5 protein-coding genes are annotated in these 19,165 nt (G+C 61.7%); 3 read left to right on the top strand and 2 right to left on the bottom strand.

Annotation, left to right across the window (positions count from 1 at the left end; translation table 11 throughout):
- Positions 1 to 26: 26 nt before the first annotated feature.
- The gene (locus BCY88_RS00025) at positions 27 to 12,593 is read left to right on the top strand and encodes a filamentous haemagglutinin family protein (RefSeq protein WP_310796087.1); all 12,567 of its coding nucleotides are present in this window, start codon (positions 27 to 29) and stop codon (positions 12,591 to 12,593) included.
- A 109-nt stretch (positions 12,594 to 12,702) separates the two neighbouring features.
- Entirely contained in the window at positions 12,703 to 13,830 is a 1,128-nt protein-coding gene (locus BCY88_RS00020) for a TIGR03032 family protein (RefSeq protein WP_120342234.1), read from the top strand.
- Positions 13,831 to 13,980: 150 nt separating this feature from the next.
- On the opposite strand, the gene BCY88_RS00015 is transcribed toward BCY88_RS00020, so the two are convergent.
- Together BCY88_RS00015 and BCY88_RS00010 are read right to left on the bottom strand one after the other, a co-directional pair.
- Positions 13,981 to 15,270, bottom strand: coding sequence for a substrate-binding domain-containing protein (locus tag BCY88_RS00015; protein WP_120342233.1), 1,290 nt, complete (start codon positions 15,268 to 15,270; stop codon positions 13,981 to 13,983).
- 291 nt (positions 15,271 to 15,561) lie between these two features.
- On the bottom strand, positions 15,562 to 16,344 hold the full coding sequence (locus BCY88_RS00010) for a cupredoxin domain-containing protein (protein WP_120342232.1): 783 nt from the start codon (positions 16,342 to 16,344) through the stop codon (positions 15,562 to 15,564).
- Between the two features lie 396 nt (positions 16,345 to 16,740).
- Here BCY88_RS00010 and gspD point away from each other — a divergent pair, with 396 nt between their 5' ends.
- Positions 16,741 to 19,155, top strand: a complete 2,415-nt coding sequence (gspD, locus tag BCY88_RS00005; protein ID WP_120342231.1) for a type II secretion system secretin GspD — start codon at positions 16,741 to 16,743, stop codon at positions 19,153 to 19,155.
- Positions 19,156 to 19,165: the final 10 nt, after the last annotated feature.

Here is a 19,165-nt window from a genome sequence, read left to right as displayed (position 1 = left end):
AAGTCAAGAGTGCTCAGGGATAGACAATGAAAGCTAGCGTGCCCAATCATCGTTCACGTTCATCACGCACGCGCGAAGCATCGCGAATCGCTCTGCGGCCGATTTGCCAGGCCGTGGCGCTGATGATAGCGGCCGGCGCGGCAGCGAATGCACACGCAGCGGGGATGGTGAATCTGGGGCAGGTCGGCGCGCGCATGGCCGCAGGCGGTAGCGCCGGCGCGGGCGGTGCGGGCGTGCCGAACCTGGGCGTGTCGCCACAGCAGGCGCTGCAGGCCAGCAAGCCGTCGATTCAGAATCTGGGCCGCGCCGCGTCGGTGATTGCGGCGCAAGTCGCCGCGCAACAGGCGGCCGCGGCAGCCGGCGCTGCCGCCAATGTGCCGAACGGTCTGGCGGCCGGCGGTCTGCAGGTCGCGCCCGGTGTGAGCTTCGCGAAGGACGGCAACGGCAACCTGGTCAGTCAGAACACCGATACCTCCAATCCGGTGCTGTGGATCAATGCGTACGGGCCGCAACAGAGCGTCGATAGCAGCGGCCATGTCAATGTCGACGTGAAGCAGACCGGCCAGAACGCGGTGCTGACGTGGCAGACCATGAACGTCGGCAAACAGACCACGCTCAACTTCGATCAATCCGGCGGCGCGCAAACCAACGGTGCGAACAACTGGGTCGTGCTGAACCGCATTAACGATCCGAGCGGCGCGCCGAGCCAGATTCTCGGCAACATGAAAGCGCAAGGCTCGGTGTATGTGATCAACCGCAACGGCATCCTGTTCGGCGCGGGCTCGCAGGTCAACGTGCATTCGCTGGTAGCGTCGTCGCTGGATTTTCTGAACACGAACAATCATCTGCTTCAGACACCTGCCGATATCGCTCAGAGCAACCAGTTGTTTCTGCAGCAATCAGGCGGCCTGGCAGGGCTGGAAGCGGGGCGAACCAACCCGCAGGCAAGCGGCAACCAAAGCCCGAACGAAGTATTAGGGCTTGGCAATACGGTTACCGAACCCAACGCGAGCCAGTATCAAACGCCAGGCGCCGTGATGATCGCGCCTGGCGCGTCGATTTCGACAGCCACGAACGGCACGGCGAGCGACGGTGGTTTCGTGCTGGTGGCGGCGCCCAATGTGACCAACGGCGGCAGCATCACGGCGACGGGCGGTCAGGTGATACTCGCGGCAGGCGTCGGCGTGGCGTTGACGCCGAACCCGGCCAACCCACAGGTGCTGCTGCCTGAGTTGACTGGCGCGCTGCGGGTGCCGACCACCAACGGCAATTCGGTCGACGTCACGCCGGCCGGCAGCCTGGTGAATACGGGTATCGTGCAGGCGGCACGCGGCAATGTCACGTTGCTTGGCAGTAGCGTCGCGCAGAATGGGGTGGTGGCTGCGACGACCAGCGTCAACCAGGCGGGCAGCATCACCATTTCAACGGTCGATGAGTACAACGCGAACACGCCAACTGGAACCGCTTATACCGGTGCATTGCCGGTGGTGACGGGATCAAACGGCGACCCTACGAACCGTGCGGGCCAACTGGTATTCGGTAATGGCTCGCTCACCGCGATCCTGCCTGATACCGACGGCGCAACGGCTACTTCCAGCCCGGGCACGACCTTCACAGCGGGCAGCATCGCGATGAAGGCGGGGTCGGTCTGGTTGCAGTCCGGTTCATTGATCGAAGCGCCCGGATCGACCGTGTCGATCACGGCGCTTACGCCGAAAGCGGCAGGAGACAGTCAGCCTGCCGGGGATACGTCGGTTGCGGGCCGTATTTATCTCGACACGGGCGCCACGATCGACGTCTCGGGTCTTGCGAACGTCGAGTTGCCGATCTCGTCCACGCTCGTCACCGTGCCGCGGATCGGCCAGAACGAGCTGGCCGACTCGCCCTTGTTGCGCAACAGCTTCCTGTTCGGTTTGAAGAACGTGGTGTTCGACAGCACACTGTCCGGCACCAATGCCGACGGATTGCAATGGGTCGGCAGTCCGATCCTGAATCTGGCCGGCTACGTGAGCCTGATTCCCCGCTCGGTCGATCAATTGCTGACGAACGGCGGCACGATCAACCTGGCCGGTGCCCAGGTGATGACGGCGTCCGGTTCGTCGATGAACCTGAACGGCGGGTATGTCCATTACGACGGCGGCATGCTCAATACCACGCGCCTTGTCGATGCGAACGGCGCGATCGTGCCGATTGGCCAGGCGAATCCGTTGGATACGTATGTGGGTATCGCGGGGCAGTTCGTCGAGCGTCATCCGCGCTGGGGCGTCACGAATACCTGGAGCAATCCGCTGCTGACCGGCGGGGCGTATCAGGCGGATTACATCGTCGGCGGCAATGCGGGCACGCTCAACGTGTTCGCCTCCGACGCGATGGTGCTCAACGGCGATATCAGCGCGCAGGCGTTCGGCGGGGCGAAACAGGTGCAAGGCAATGCGCAGCCGACTGGCGGCGCGTTTACGCTTGGCGTGGTCGGCGCGCAGGCGACCCAGGGGGCCGTGCTTTCGTCGACCACCGGTGAATCGGGTACGGTCATTCTTCAGGGCAGCGCGCCGTCGCTGGACAGTCTCACGCCTGGTTTCTCGAGCAACACGCCGCTCAATACGAGTGCGCTTGCCACACTCGCCAGCACCGATCCGAACAATGTGCTTGCCACAAAAGTGGTGCCGGTCGACACGTTGAGCAACGGCGGATTCGCGAAGGTCAGCGTTGCGGAAGATAGCACCGGCGGCAAGGGTATCGTCGTGGCGCAGGGCGCGCAACTGAAGGTGCAGCCCGGTGGCTCGATTACGCTGACCAGCCCGGCGCAGGGCAGCACGGTCAACGTGCTGGGGGAACTGGTTGCACCGGCCGGTACGATTACGATTTCCAGCAGCGGCAACATTGTTGTTGGCCCCGATGCGCTGATCAGCGCGGCAGGGCAGTGGGTCAACAACGATACCCAAAGCACACCCGGCACCACATCGGGCAACAGCCAGTTCATCAACGGCGGGAGCATTACGCTATCGACGGTGGAGACGAGCGCGCGGTCCGGCTCGACCTCGAATCCGAGCTTCACCGATGTAACCGGCTCAATCGACCTGCAACAAGGCAGTGTGCTCGACGTGTCGAGCGGCGGCGAAATGCTGGCCAACGGTCAAATGCTGATGCAGAACGGCATCGCACAGGGGCGCGGCGGCAATGTATCGCTGCTGACGTACACGGGCACGCAGTTCGGCACACCCGGGACGCTGGTGACGCTGCCCGGCTCGCAGCCCACGGCGGGCCGCATCACGATGGACGGCACGATCAGAAGCGAGGGTTTCTCGGGCGGTGGGACGTTGACGCTGCAGGCATTGGGTTTCCAGGTAGGGGGCGACCCAACGGCGGTGCCTGCGTGGGATTTGTTCCTGCCGGCGAACTTCTTTTCGCAGCAAGGCTTCGGCAAGTACGTGCTGAATGCTGCCTATGATGCAACTATCGAGCCGGGCACAACCGTTGAGCTTACGCAACTGAACCGCGTACCTAACGCGGTTGGCTTGCAACAGGCCGTGAGCGGCGCGGATCTCGCAGCGAACGGTTTGACCACGCTGGGCGTGCTGGATCCGTTCCATCGTCAGCCGACCAGTCTGGTGATGACGGCCGGCAGCTATCTGTCCTGGCAGAGCCCGTCCGGTGTTCTGCCCAGCTACCCGGGCGTGAGCGGCGCGGTGACAGTCGGCGAAGGCGCATCGATCCATGCCGACGCCGGCGCGAGCGTCGGTCTGGGTTCGCCTGCACAGGTCACGGTACTCGGATCGATCATTGCCCCGGGCGGCACGATTACGCTGAGCGGCGATACGTTTTCCGGGGCGCCGTATGTGCAGAGCGGCCAGCTTGCAAACGGCAATGACGTTTCACCGACCAAGTCTGTCTGGCTGGGCGCGAATGCGCTGCTCGACGTGTCCGGCGTCGCCTTGACCAATCCGCTTGCCGCACCGGTGAAGACCGGACTCGCCACGGCAGTGCCGACCACGGGCAAGGTGCTGGCGGGCGGCACCGTGAACATCTCGAACGACTCCGGTGCGATTGTTGCGCAGGCAGGCTCGACCATCAACGTCTCGGGTGCGTCGGCGGTTTTCGATGAACCGCAGGCGTCCGGCGTGTACGCGCCGCAAAGCGTCTGGAGCGATGCAGGCTCGATCACGCTGGTCGGGTCCAGCGCGCTGTATTTTGATGGCACGCTGAAGGCGCAGCCGGGTGCCGCGCAGGCGCAGGGTGGAACGCTGACGCTGCTTGCACAACAGCAACCGGTCAGCAACGCCAGCCAGCCGGGTGGCGGTGCCAAATTTTCCGAGCCGGGTGCTTCGTTGATCGCGCTGCAGCAGAGCGGCTCGCTCGTGCCGACCGGTCTCGCTCCTGGTCAGAAATTCGACGGAACCCAAACCGGCGTGCTGCAATTCTCCGTGGATCGTCTGGATGGATCGGGGATATCCACGCTGGCGCTGGGCAGTCAAAACAGCACGCTCGCAACCGTGCCGGTCGCATTCGTCGGCAATGTAGATTTGAATCTGGGCCGCGCTGTGTCCGTCACTTCAGGCCAGATCGTGGCGCTGAGCAGCGCCCAGCTTGCCACGCTTGTGGCGTCCGATCCGGCCAAACGCTCGACGCTCGCCTCGCTGCTTGCCAGCGGCACCCAGACAATCGGCGCGCCGACGGTCACGATCGACGCGCCGTACGTGGTGCTGAACGGCCCGCTCAAGTCTTCCCAGGCCACTGATTTGACTCCGGTCACCGCGCTGGCCGACGGCACGCTGAATATCAACGCGTCGTTCATCGATCTGGAAAACCAGCTCCAGCTGAACAACTTCGCGCAAGCCAATTTCACGAGCAGCGGCGATATCCGCCTGAGCTCGACCACTGCCAGCATCGCGAACGGTTCGCCCAACGCGTTGGAAAACGGGGAGCTCTATACCGCCGGCAACCTGACCTTCAAAGCGGCGGATCTTTATCCGTCCACGGGCAGCACGTTCATTATCGACGCGGTTGGGCCCAACAATCCATCCACCGGCAAACCGGCGCCGACCACGATTACGTTCCTCCCCAACGGCACGTCCGGCATACCGTTGTCGGCGGGCGGCAGCCTCGTTGTCGACGCGAACCAGATCGTGCAGTCGGGAACGGTGCGCGCGCCTTCAGGCTCGCTGGTATTCGGCGTTGGCGACCCGACTAACACGACGACGGTTGCGCAGTTCAACGGTCTTCCGCTGGTGGCGACGGACTCGGTTACGCTCGGCAACGGCAGCGTAACCTCGGTTTCCAACGACGGTACGATCATTCCGTTCGGCACGACGGTCGACGGCGTGGAGTGGCAGTTCAATCCGGTCGCAAGCCGCAGCGCGGCGCCCGATCTGAGCGCGCCGCCTACCAAGTTCATCGGCGTGAACGGCAGCAAAGTCGCGCTCAACTCAGGTGCGTCGATCGACCTCTCTGGCGGGGGCGACCTGCAAGCGGCCGAATGGGTGCCGGGTACCGGCGGCAGCCGCGATGTGCTGTCGCAATACAACGTGAGCTACGCAAGCACGGCGAGCGGCGTTGCTTTGCCGGTGAACGCCAACGCCGGCAATGTCTACGCGATCCTGCCAGGCCCGCAGTCGCCAGTCGCCGCGTACGATCCGACGTTTGCCCAAAGCCTGCAACCGTTGACGAATGCGAACGGCACCGTGGGCACCACGACGCTCAGCGCGGGTGTCGGTCAGGCAGCGCTTAACGGCGCGGTGGGTCAATCCGTTTATCTGTCAGGCGTGCCGGGACTGGCGGCGGGAGTCTATACGTTGCTGCCCGGCAAATACGCCACCTTGCCGGGTGCCTATCGGGTCACACTGGCGAGCGCGAGTGGAGCCGTCACGCCGAACGCCGCGCAGGTTCTTCCCGACGGCACGGCGATGGTGGCGGGCTATTCCGTCGATGCGCTCAGCGGCGCGCGCAGCGCCACGCCGCTTCTGTTCGATGTGCAATCGGGCAAGGTGTGGCAGCAGTATTCGCAATACACGCTGAGCGGCGCCAATGCGTTCTTCCCGACACTCGCGGCGAGTGCCGGTGCCAGCACAGTAACGCCGCTGCTGCCCGTGGACGGCGGCCGCCTGGCGCTTGCGGCAATCAGCGGACTGACGCTCGGCGCGACCTTGAACACGGCGGCCGGGGCGGGCGGTGCGCCTGCCGAAGTCGACATCGCGTCGAAGGACATTCAGATCACCGGAAACGGCGCCCCGGCGTTGTCCGGTTATCTGCAGATCGGCGCCAGCGATCTCGATTCGCTGAATGCGGGCAGTTTGCTGATCGGCGGTACGCGGACCCAGACCAGCAGTGGCATCACGATTACGCCGATCGCCGACAGCGTGGTGGTGTCGAACAACGCGTCGAGTGCCTTGCAGGGACCGGAAGTATTGCTGGTGACAAAGACGGACCCGACCGGCACCGACCCGAACGCGGCGAACGGTTTGCGCGTGGACGCGGGCAGCGTGATTGCAGCGAGCGGCAACTATCCGGCAGCGAAAGATGTGCCGATCACGATCGGCCAGCTTGCCAACAGCACGACAGGCGCGGCTGCGATTTCCGGCGACGGCGCGCTGCTGCGCGTCTCGAACGGCGCGTCCGTGATGGTCTCGCGGCTCGATACCTCGGGCACCGGGGTGTTGAGCGTCGGTGCCGGCGCGACGCTCACGGGCGGGCAGTCGTTGACGCTCGATTCGTCGGGCAATCTGAAAGTCGACCCGACCGCGCAACTGTCTGGCAAGGCAATCACGGCCGCGGGTTCCGCCATCACGTTCACCAACGCAACGGGCGCCGCGGCCGCGAACCTGCCCGGTTTCGTGATCGGCGCGGCCGGTCTCGCGCAACTCGCCAATGCACAGCAACTGACGTTGCGCAGCCTGGGGGCGATGAACTTTGTCGGCGATATCAACGCGACGTTCGGCAACAACGTCGATCTGAGCGCGGGCACGTTCAATAGCAATGGCGGTTCGGTCACGCTTAATGGAACGACCGTCGCGTTCACGAATGAAGCGGTGGCGCCGGTTCCGAGCGGTGTGAGCGGCAGCGGCACACTAACCGTCAACGCGAAGGAGATCGACCTCGGTACGGGCAACAAGACCGTGTCCGGCTTCGGCAACGTGACGATGAACGCGACGGGGGGCATCGTCGGGCAGAACACCGGCACGTTCGATTTCGGCGCGCTGCCGGTCACGCTCAATGCACCGGTTTATCTGGCGGCTACCGGTTCGGCGTCTACGTTGAAGACAAGCGGAGCGCTGACAATCAATAGCGCGGCGGGCACGGCGTTGACGAATACGTCGATGGGCGGCGCGTGGAGCTTCATCGGCGGCACGCTCAACGATAGCGCGAAGATTGCCGCGCCTGCCGGCAACGTGAGTCTCGAAGCGACCAGCGGCGATCTGACTATTGGCAGCAGCGCGACGGTCAGTTCGGCGGGGGTCTCGAAGGCGTTTTTCGATGTCACGCAATACGCGCCTGCCGGGGCGATCACGCTGACGGCCGACGCTGGATCGGTGAACGTGCTGAGCGGTTCGACGCTCGACTTTTCGGGCGCGAGCGGTGGTGGGGCGGCGGGCAGTCTGACTTTGTCGGCGCCGCAACAGGCGGTCAATCTGAATGGCACGCTGAAGGGCGGCGCGGCCACAGGCTTTGCGGGTGGGTCGTTTTCGCTCGACACCGGCGGCGCCGTGAATCTCGACAACCTTGCGCACACGCTGGCGTCGAGCGGTGTGAATAGCGCAATTTCGGTGCAGGCAGGGGCGGGAAATCTGATCTTGTCGGCGGGGAATACGCTGACGGCGCATCAGGTGGCGTTGACTGCCGATGGCGGTGCAGGGGGACAAGACCCGAACAACGGCAATGTGCAGATTCTCGGTACCGTCAATGCTGCGGGTGTTGCCGGTGGGCAAATCGGCCTGTACGGCAAGAGCGGTGTGGACGTCGAGGGTTCGCTCATCGCGACCGGTTCGAGCGCGACCCAGCGCGGCGGCACCATTGTCATCGACACGACCGGCACGCCGGGCAGCACGGTGACGGTGAATCCGACTTACGGCTACGAGAATATTTCCGCAGCGAATTCCGGCGTCATCAAACTGGGCAGCAACGCGGTGATCGATGTCACGGGCGGTACGGCGGGTGGACTGTCCGGTGGCACCGTGAGCTTCCGTGCGCCGTTGCTGGACAACGGCGGCGTGAACGTGACGCTGACACCGGGCGTGCAGATCAAGGATGCGCGCAGCGTCAATCTGGAAGCGTACGCAGTATGGAGCACGACCGATCCGAGTACGGGGGCGAAGCACTTCGACGGCGTTGTCGATCCGGCGGGATGGTATGGCGATAGCGTCGCGGGAGCGGGGCAACCGGGCATGGTTGCAGGGACGTGGAAGGATCAGAGCGGCAACGTGCTCGCTGCGCCGACGAGCGCGCAGCAACTGAAAACCTATCTGGCAAACGACTTCTTTACACCGACGACGGCCAATGCCGATCACCAGGGCTTCTATGGGTATGTGAACGGCGACGCCACTGCGGCGGTGCCTGGTACCCTGATGAGCTTCGTCGAAAATGGCTTGACCGGTGTCGCGGCGCAATTCGCCACGACGAATGTGGCGAATTTTCATGTGGTGCCGGGCATCGAACTCGACAACCCGAGTACAGCGATCAACAACGGCGATATCTCCGTGTTGACGAACTGGAATCTGGGCGCGGGCGCATCGCCGACGAATCTCGCGTTCCGTTTCAATGGGCAAGCGCCGGACATTACGTTCCGGGCTGTGCACGATGTGCAGGTGGATGCGAGTTTGACGGATGGGTTCTTTCAGATTGTGAATCCGACGGCGCCGCCTTTGCAGACGATTACGGTCGTGCCACCGGCGCCTTCGAGTGCCGGGGCGGAGTACACGGAATTCTTCGTCGACCCTTATGGGGTGGTTAACGGGTACTACAGTATCGCTCAGGAAAATGGACGGTACTTTGCCGGCGGGCTGACGCCGCCAGCGGCAGCGAGCGTATTTTCCGGAGGGGATCCTGCTGCAATCGCGCAGTACTATGGGATGTACAAGGAATACATTGAAGAAGCGACGACTCCCGGTGGATCGGTGCGGAGTTTGATGACAGGGGCTGCCATCACCCGCAGTGGTAATGCACCAGTCACGGGCCAGCCTGTTGCACCAACCGTCCCGACGAAAGCCCAGGAACAGCAGAATCCAGGTGCATATCAAGCTTATTTAAGTCAGTACAATACGTTCGTTACACAGCTCGCGACGTGGCTTGCTATTCCCGGCAATGGAGCGCTCCCATATCAGGTATTACCTATCGAGGCACCTCCAGTCGTTCTTACAGCGTTGATTACGCCTTCGACTGTTACTGTCGGCACAGTGCCGACTGACAACACCCCGTCGCCTGTTGCAACGTCCAGCAACGGGCTGCCACTTGGTACAGCGTCGCTAAACGGTGGGTCGAGCTCATCGTTCCGGGTCGTGTCCGGTGCGAGTCTCGCCAGCGCCAATCCGCTTTCGGTGCAGGCGGCTTCGATGTTCAACACAGCTAGTGGCGGTGGCGACGTGACGCTTGACGGCCATTTCGCCTATGTCGATACGAACAAGGTAGCGCTGCTCGCTCCGACGATGATCCGCACCGGCACCGGTTCAATCGATATCGCCGCGGGCAACAACATTGCATTGCTGGATTCCACCGCTCCGGGCGTCATCTATACAGCGGGTGCTCCGGCAAAAGATACGACCGTTGGCAGCAGCGCAGCAATTGTCACAGGCAATCCTTCACAAGCGCTCCCGGATATTCTCGTTACCCCCACAGTCAATCCGGATTCCGCCGGCGACATTTCCATTCATGCTCAGGGCAACATAACCGGCATTGAGAATGCGATCGATGCGACTGGCGCGGTCACGGGCGTGGCGGGTGCAAACATCAGCCAGTTCTGGTGGCAATGGATGCAGATCACGGCGAATCCGACGGTCACATCCAGCGGTGGCAAGACGACGTCAATCCCGCTTGCGGCGACATCTATCGACTTTGGATCGTTCGACCAGGGTGTGATGAGCGTAGGCGGCAACATCTCCGTGAACGCGGGCGGCAGCATCACCGATCTCGCTGTGTCGCTGCCGACCACATGGTATCTGAACAGCAACAATGCACCCGTCACCGTGGGTGGCGGGAATCTGAGCGTGACAGCGGGTGGCAGCATTCTGAGCGGTAACTACTTTGTCGCCAAAGGCACGGGCACCATTACGGCGGGTGGTGCGATCGCATCAGATGGGGTTGCCTATACGCAATTTATCGCAAACAACGTTGGGACCAAACGCCCCGTCAACATGCCCATCGCTCCGGTTTCAACACTGCTGGCGACGCAGGACGGCACGCTCGACGTGACCGCCCGGCAAGGCGCCGATATTGGTGGCATTTACAATCCGTCGTACATAGACAGTGTCATTGGCAAATATAGCCAGCATGCGGATTTTCAGAGTTACTCAGCGAACTCGGCGGTCAACGTCGCATCCACTACCGGTGACGTCAAGCTCGGCACACTGGGTTCCCTGGTGGCAGGGCAGTCGCTGATCGGCGGCGGGGTGAGTGGCGGGCTCGACCAGTCCCAGGTGTTGCCCGCAACGATTGCGATGACAGCGTTTTCCGGCGGCATCACAATCGCGTCGGGTGGAGAACTATTTCCGTCCGCTACCGGCAACCTGAATCTGCTCGCCGACCAGTCTATCAACGTGTCGAATCAGAGTGGGTCCGTCGCTGGCTCGCCGGCGGCATTTGGCTTGCTCGACGTCGATCCGTCGCTCATGCCGTCGCTGACCAATCAGATGGCGTCCGTGCCCAGCTTGACGAGTACGAACAGCGCGGATCACGCACAGACTCCGTTGCACGCCGGTGACAACCAGCTGGCACACATCTACAGTGTGAACGGCAGCATCGTCGATGGCGTGCTTGAGCCGGCCGGAGCGAGAAACGCAGGATTCTACGACCAGAACGTGAGCGTTGTGATCGACAAACCCGCGCTGATTCAGGCCGGCCTGGACATCGTGGATCTGGCGTTTTTGGGGCAAAACCTGCGGTCGTCCGACCTCACTCGCATTGTCGCGGGGCGTGATATCTATGACACGCCGCTGCCACTTTCCACTAACCCCGTTGTCCCGAGTCTGGTGCTTGGTGGACCGGGTACCTTCGACGTAGAGGCGGGCCGCAACATTGGGCCATTGTCGAATCAGGAGCAGGCGTTCATTTCTACGGGGAGAAACGACGGGTTTGTCCCGCCGGTGACCGGTATCGACGCAGTTGGCAATGCCAACAATCCAAACCTGCCACATGAAAGTGCGAACGTGCAGGTGTTGTTCGGCATCGGCCCAGGCGTCGACAATGCCGCCTTCATTTCCGGCTACATCAATCCGGCCAGTTCGATTCCGGGCGTGCCGGGTTCCACCGCGGCACTGATCACGTTCATGGAGCAATACGATGCCGGACAGATCGTCGATACCGGTCTGGCCGCGGACAAAGCTGCGGCGCAGAAGGGCGTCGGCACGCTGACGGCTGCGGCGGCATGGGCTCAATTCCAGGCGCTGCCGACCTATGTGCAGCAGCAGTTCGCGGAGCAGGTTCTCTTCAATGTCTTGACGACGGTCGGGCAGGATTACAACAATCCGGCGAGTCCGTACTATCAGAAATACTCGCGCGGCTACGATGCACTCAACACGTTATTCCCGGCTTCATTCGGGTACACACAGAACAATCTTACGGGTGGCAGTAACGGCGCAACCAAGCTGGTTCACACGGGCAATCTGGACATTCGCAGCACAACCATCCAGACCCAGCAGGGCGGCAACGTGAGCATTCTCGGACCCGGCGGCGAGGCGCTGATTGGCAGCGTGTCGGCACCGCCCGCGATCGTCAATAGCAAGGGTCTGGTGCTTGCCGGTCCCGGCACACAGGGCATCCTGACGCTGGAGAAAGGCGACGTCAATATCTTCACCGACGAAAGCATCCTGCTCGCGCAAAGCCGGATTTTCACCGAGCAGGGTGGCAACATGACCATCTGGAGCTCGAATGGCGACATCAATGCGGGCAAGGGCTCCAAGTCGGTGGCCGATGTGCCGCCGCCGAACTATGTGTGCGACCCGAACCATTACTGCACGGTGGACGCGCGCGGCGAGGTGACCGGCGCGGGCATCGCGACATTGCAGACCGTGCCGGGCGTGCCGACGGGCGACGCCACGCTGGTCGCGCCACGCGGCACGGTCGATGCCGGTGACGCGGGCATTCGCGTGTCGGGAAATCTGAACATCGCGGCGCTGCATGTTGTCAACGCGGACAATATTCAGGTGCAAGGGACATCCATCGGTGTGCCGGTGAGTCAATCGGTCAATCCCGGCGCATTGACGGCGGCGAGTTCGACTGCATCGGCGGCGAACCAGATGGCGCAGGACCTTGCGAGAAACAATGCGTCAGGTGGGTCGGGACGGCGCTGGGTGATATCGGTGGAAGTGGAGGGTTTCGGTGATAATTCGAACTCCTTCGATTCGGACGATTCGGATGACTCGAAGAAGAAGCGGAAGTCACGAGGCCAATGAACAGATGGCTATTGCGGTGGCGTGCGGCGGACAGAGGGCGCGAACGGTGGACACCACGGCCATATATAACCTTTGAAACAACGCTTCAACCTGAGAGAGGAAGTTCACAGTGGCGGCAGCAGATCTGAAGGATGAGGTGCAATGCAACGGGGTTGAGGACCAGCCCGATCTGATCGACTTGCGCGATACGGGGCGCTTCCTCGCGACACTCGAAACGCTTGATTGTTCGCTGGCTTTGAGCCGGCGGCCATCGGGTGTTGCGTTACTCGGTGTCGACCAGGGTGTCCCGACATTATCGGCCTGTCTGTTGCCGCGCTCGATGGGGCTCGCCGTCGAAGGCGATCGGCTGGCAATCGCGACGCAGCGGGAAGTGATGGTATTTTCAAATGCTCGTTCAATCGCCCGGCAATATCCCGAACGCCCCGATTACTACGATAGCGTTTTTGTCCCTCGCACGTCGCACTACACCGCCTATTGTGATCTGCACGACATGGCGCTCGACGGGCCGCGTGTTATCGCGGTGAACACGCGCTTCTCCTGTCTTTGCGTGATCGATGGCTTCTTCAATTTCACACCGATCTGGCGGCCACCGTTCATCAGCGCCTTCTCTGGCGATGACCGTTGTCACCTGAACGGGATGGCGTTTCACGACCGCAAGGCATCGTTTGTCACCGCGTTGGGTCAGACTGACGCGCCCTACGGGTGGCGTGAGGGCATGGCGCACTCAGGAATCGTCATGGAGGTGCCGAGTGGCCGTATCGTTGCGTCGGGACTGTCCATGCCACATTCACCGCGTGTGATCGACGGCGAGCTTTACGTCCTCGAGGGTGGCCGTGGTCATGTGCTGCACATCGATAAAGTGAGTGGCGCGAGGCGGGTCGTCGCAGAACTGCCTGGCTTCACGCACGGGTTGGCCGCGTACGGCGGCGTGCTGTTTGTCGGCTTATCGAAGCTGCGCATGAAGCGCGGGCCGCAGGGATTGCCTATCGAAGAAGCGGGCAAGCTTGTCGCTGGCGTCGCCGCAATTGAACTGGCGAGTGGAAAGCTGCTGGGCATCCTGGAGTTCTACAACGGTGTTGAGGAAATCTTCGATGTACAGGTGTTGCCGGGCGTTCGGCGCGCTGAAATTCTTGCGCCAAAACAGTGGTTCGAGACACCTTCGATGGAAACCGTTCACGGCGGGATATGGGAGCGGCGGGTTGAAGATAATCACGAGACACTCGACAACGTGGGATAGAAGTGTTCGGAACCGCGGGGACACGTGGCGAGTTCGACCGCGGAGATGCAGGCACGTGGCGGAGCATTCTCGATGAAGAAAACCGTGGCCCGATGAATCCAGGCCACGGCATATTCACAAGGTGAAACTCTTCAAACCACTAGCGACCCATTAGCGACCGGCGATTGCGCTACAGACCGAGTTGTTGCCGATGTTCAGCTTCAGACCGCTGCTGTTGCTCAGGAAGTCTGCGCTGATGGCGGACTGATAGCTTGTCGGTACCGTATCGAAACCATTGGCGTGCAGGATTGCGGCGTTGCTGGCGTTCGTGTAGTGCAGGTTCAGGAAGTCCACGACCGAAGCATTGACCGTCGGGCTGTTGCTGTGATTCGCGTAGCACTGGCTAACGATGATTTGGCTCGTGCCGGAGATCGGGTAGCCTGCGGAAGGATTCGCCGAGTTCGGCACCCACTGCGTCTGGTCGGCCGCGGCGGTGCCCGTCGGCGGAGTGACCGTGCCTAGCGCCGTGGTAGCGGCCGCGTACGTCGGCACCACGTCAGCGCCCGTCGACGTGTTACGCAGGCTGGCAACAGCCAGTGCGTTCGTCGCAGCCGGTGCGCTCGTCGACGTTGCGAGGAACGAGTTCGTGTAGTCCGGGCTCAGATAACCCACACCTGCTTTGCCTGCGGTCTTCAGCGTCGCAAGTTCGCTAGCCACGCCGCCGCTACCCGTCGCTTCGACGAAGTTGGTCGGCAGGCCGGACGGGAACAGCGTTGCCTTGAACGTTTGGGTTTCCGTGAACGCGATGTTCGAGTTGCCGCCAGTGCCGGTCGTGCAAACACCCGATGCCAGGTGGCGCGTGAGCAGATCGGTCGTGCCGCTACCGTCACCGCGCACCACAACCGTGATCGGGCCGGCAGCATAGACCGAGCTGTTGTCCGGGTTCGTGACCTGGCTCCAGTCGGTCAGCTTGCCCGAGAAAATGCCGCACAGGTCGTTGTCGTTCAGCGCGACGCTGTTAGCCTGACCAGTCGTCGTTTGCGGACCCGTACCGGCCGGTGCATTGACCAGCGGAATCGTGATCGGCGTAACGATGTACGGGAGTTGAATCAGCGGACCGCTGCTGGCGCCGATTGTGCTCGACTTGTAGTTGTTGATCTGCGTCGACGACAGCGCTGCATCGCTATTGGCGAAGTGAACAACCGTGCCCGAAGCAAGGCTGAACTGGGTAGCATCGTTGTTCAGGAAAGCAGTCTGACCCTTGCCCGAGCCAACCGATGCGTACGAAGCCGTACCATCAGCAGCGGGGAAAATCGAGATTTCTGCGCCGATCGACGGAGCAACCAGCGACGAGCCGCCACCGACCAGAGCCGGTGCCGTCTGTGCCATTGCAGCGGAGGCTGCGAGTGCCGACAGGGCGGCCAGGACAGCTTGACAAACGATACGCTTGCTAGATTTCATCGCAATTCCTTAAGGAAAACGAACCAGGGATTTTTTCGCAGCCGGAAGGGAACCTGACCGCCTGATCAATATAGATTCGAGTTCCCTCGCGGACGGTGAAGTGTCCGTGAATTGCGTGAGTCGAAATGGCAACAAATGGTACGGAGAATTAATACCCAATATCGAATTCGAATGCATGATGAATATTCGACACCGTTCAAGTCATTTGCGTTAATGAACTAACGAACAATCAGGCATCTTAAGCGGCTGGAATACTATTCATATCCGTTTTGTGTCTATGCAACCATCGCCTCAGCGCACCTGGCTCGTTACTGTCGTACCTTGCGTTTCCGATTGCGCGAGAAATGTCTCGAAGGTGAGTACATCTGACCGGATCAGACGTGTCGAGGCATTCAGAAAATCGCCAGTCATAGGCACTTCACTGTATCGAAGCAGGTGCCGTCTGCCAGGAAACATCGAAGAACGCGTGGCCCGGTAGTGCAAGCGGAAAAGGCGTGGAGGCGTTGCGCGCGGTTTGCGCAGATCGTCGATCCGCTGCACCGTTGCATCGAACCAGAACCTTACCCATGCCGAGTGCTGCGCGCCGGGCGTTCTTGCAATGAACTCGGCGAGAACAAGAAAAATATACGGCACGTCGGCCTGAATCAGCGTGGGGCATGCCCATAGGTGCAGTACGTCGGCGTGTTCGACAATACGCATGAAGCGTATGACGCTCAACTCCGGAACGTGTTCCCGCATCGCATGCAAATGCGCGCGCCAGTGCCGCGAGAACATATCGCGCTGTTTGCGTTCAAGTTCGATATTGGGCGGCTGCGCGGTGACCAGAATCGGATTCGGCAGACCGTCGGTCACCAGAGGGCAATGTGCAAGCGCCCCTTCGGCGTGCGAAAAGTAGTGCGTATGCTTTCGTCCACGCGACTGCATGACTTGCAGCGCTTCACCGCACAAAGGACAACGCGCGAGGGGCCGCTCAGTCTGTTCGTCGCCAGGAAATTCACGCAGATAGTCTTCAACCGTCAACAGGCGGTCTTGCTCCGGATGGAATGCATGATCGACTAGCGGCTTCTCTGTCATGTGCTGGCCGTATGTTGTTCGATGTCGTCGTTATTGTCGGCGCTCGTGTGCGGTACGCGAATGATGCAGCACGGCGATGGATCGAATGAAGATCTTTATCAGCTTATCGGCCGCTCAAGTCGACTCGGTGAACGATTGTCAGTACGTACACGCTTGAAGCGTGCGCTGCGACCGATGCAAAAAAATTGTGCTGAGGATTTGTCACACGTCGTCGCTATTTGGCCGCTTAATCTTGCCTCGCTGTCTACGGACGGGCTCACGCTGCCGCACCGTAACAGACGAAAGTGCAGGCTCAAGGCCGCATACCTATCGCGCATGAAACGGGTGATAGCGTGCGTGCTCAACGAGGTGAGCCTGCTTCCTATAAATTGGGCACAGCGGCATAGAACCAGATCCATGACACGTTTTCGTTCCGGTATCCATGCTGTATCTCGCATCGCATTTACGCTCGGTTTGTTGATTCCGGCGCTATCGCAGACGGTCCATGCCCAGGTCACGTTGAACTTCGCCAACGTCGATATCGGACAGGTAGCCAAGGCGATTGGCTCGGCAACGGATACGACGATCATCGTCGACCCGCGTGTGAAGGGGCAGTTGAATCTTGTCTCCGAGAATCCGGTCAGCAAGGAACGGGCATTGAAGACCCTGGAGGCCGCATTGCGCATGCAAGGCTTCGCGCTGCTGACCGACAACGGCATCCTGAAGGTGGTGCCCGAAGCGGACGCGAAGCTGCAAGGCGTCCCTACCTATGTCGGCAACGCACCCAAGGCGCGTGGCGACACCGTCATCACTCAGGTGTTTCGTCTGCGGCACGAATCGGCCACCAACCTGTTGCCGGTGCTGCGACCGCTGATCACGCCGAACAATACGATCAACGCCTATGCGAACGACAATACGCTGGTTGTTACCGATTACGCGGACAACGTGCGCCGCGTCGCGTCGATCATCGCGGGCATCGATTCGGGCGAGTCGCAGCAGGTCGAGGTTGTGCCGCTCATGCACGAAAGCGCGATCGATCTCGCACCGATCGTGCAGAAGATGCTCGACCCCACGAGCATCGGCAACACGGACGCAACGCTGAAGGTGTCGGTCGCGGCCGATGCGCGCATCAACGCGTTGCTGCTGCGCGCGGCCAATGCGTCGCGTATCAAGGATGCGAAAGCGCTGATCGCACGGCTCGATTCGGCCACGCGAGTGCCGGGCAACATGCATGTGGTGCGTTTGGCGAATGCGAACGCGGTCGATCTGGCGAAGGTGCTGCGCGGCATGCTGGGGCAAGCCGGCGGCGACACAGGCGCTTCGAGCGACAAATCGAGTGCGCAGGGCTTCGGTCAAGGTAACGGCAATGGCCTCGGTGGTTCCTCCGGCAGCAGCAACTCGACCGGCACACCGGGCGTGCCACCGCTGCCTGGTTCGACGAATAGCAGCAGCGGCCTGGGAGGATCGGGATCAGGGTCGGGTGCGAGCGGCGGCGCGGTCGGCCAGGGTGGCGGTTTGATCGCCAACGCGCGCGGTGGCGACGACAGTGGCTCGAGCGGCATGATCGCGGCCGACCCGTCGACGAATTCCCTCATCATTACCGCACCTGAACCGGTCTACCAAAGCGTTCGCAACGTCATCGACCAGCTCGACGCACGGCGCGCGCAGGTCTATATCGAGGCGCTGATCGTCGAGTTGAACTCGAATACGAACGCCAATCTCGGCATTCAATGGCAGGTGGCGAACAACGAGGTGTTCGCCGGCACCAATCTGGCGACGGGCAACGGCAACAGCATCGTCAATCTGACGGCGGCGGCCGCGGCGACTGGCGCCACCGGTGGACTCGTTGGCGCGCTCGCGAACGGCTCGGGTATCCAGCAGGGTCTCAACGTCGGCTGGGTACACAACATTTTTGGCGTGAAGGGGCTTGGCGCGCTGTTGCAGGCACTCTCGCAGACCGCAGATGCCAACGTGCTGTCCACGCCTAACCTCATCACGCTCGACAACGAGGAAGCGAAGATCGTGGTCGGCACGAACGTGCCGATCCAGACGGGCTCCTATTCGAATCTCACGAGCGGCAACGCGAGTTCGGCATTCAATACCTACGACCGCGTCGACGTGGGATTGACATTGCACATCAAGCCGCAGATCACCTCGGGCGGAATTCTCAAGCTGCAGCTCTACACCGAAGACTCGGCGATCGTGAACGGCACGACCAATGTCGCGACCAATCCGGCCGGCCCGCAGTTCACCAAGCGTTCGTTGCAATCGACGGTGCTTGCCGATAACGGCGAGATCATCGTGCTGGGCGGGCTGATGCAGGACAACTACCAGGTCAGCAACAGCAAGGTGCCGCTGCTGGGCGATATTCCGTGGCTTGGCCAGCTGTTTCGCTCGGAGCAGAAGACCCGCCAGAAGACCAACCTGATGGTGTTTCTGCGCCCCGTGATCATCAGCGATCGCGATACCGCGCAGGCCGTGACGGCGAACCGCTATGACTACGTGCAGGGCGTGACGGGCGCGTACAAATCGGACAACAACCTGATCAAGGACAACGACGATCCAGTGGTCCCGCCGATGCCGCTCGGTCCGAGCCAGGGTGGATCGCCGGCGATGAATCTGTTCAATCTCGACCAGATGCGGCGTCAGCAGATCGCACCGCCGGCGAATTCCGCCCCTGTTCCGGTCATGAACGGTGGCGCCGTGCCTGCAAATCCCGCCGTGCAGACGAATCCGGTTATGAACGGTGGCGCGGTACAGGTGAACCCCGCTGTGCAGACCAACCCTGTCACCACGGGGCCGTCCACCGCATCGCCTGGAGTGCAGCCGTGAGCACGTCGTC

Origin of the sequence: Paraburkholderia fungorum (assembly GCF_003610895.1) — a bacterium.
Lineage (GTDB): Bacteria > Pseudomonadota > Gammaproteobacteria > Burkholderiales > Burkholderiaceae > Paraburkholderia > Paraburkholderia fungorum_B.
Note: the sequence above shows the minus strand (reverse complement) of the source record. Positions and strands in the feature narration are given on the sequence as shown.

What these genes read in the sequence shown, in the direction of transcription:
- BCY88_RS00010 (WP_120342232.1), bottom strand. Translation starts at nt 16,344, where the DNA reads ATGACAGAGAAGCCGCTAGTCGATCATGCATTCCATCCGGAGCAAGAC.
- BCY88_RS00015 (WP_120342233.1), bottom strand. Translation starts at nt 15,270, where the DNA reads ATGAAATCTAGCAAGCGTATCGTTTGTCAAGCTGTCCTGGCCGCCCTG.
- gspD (WP_120342231.1), top strand. Translation starts at nt 16,741, where the DNA reads ATGACACGTTTTCGTTCCGGTATCCATGCTGTATCTCGCATCGCATTT.
- BCY88_RS00025 (WP_310796087.1), top strand. Translation starts at nt 27, where the DNA reads ATGAAAGCTAGCGTGCCCAATCATCGTTCACGTTCATCACGCACGCGC.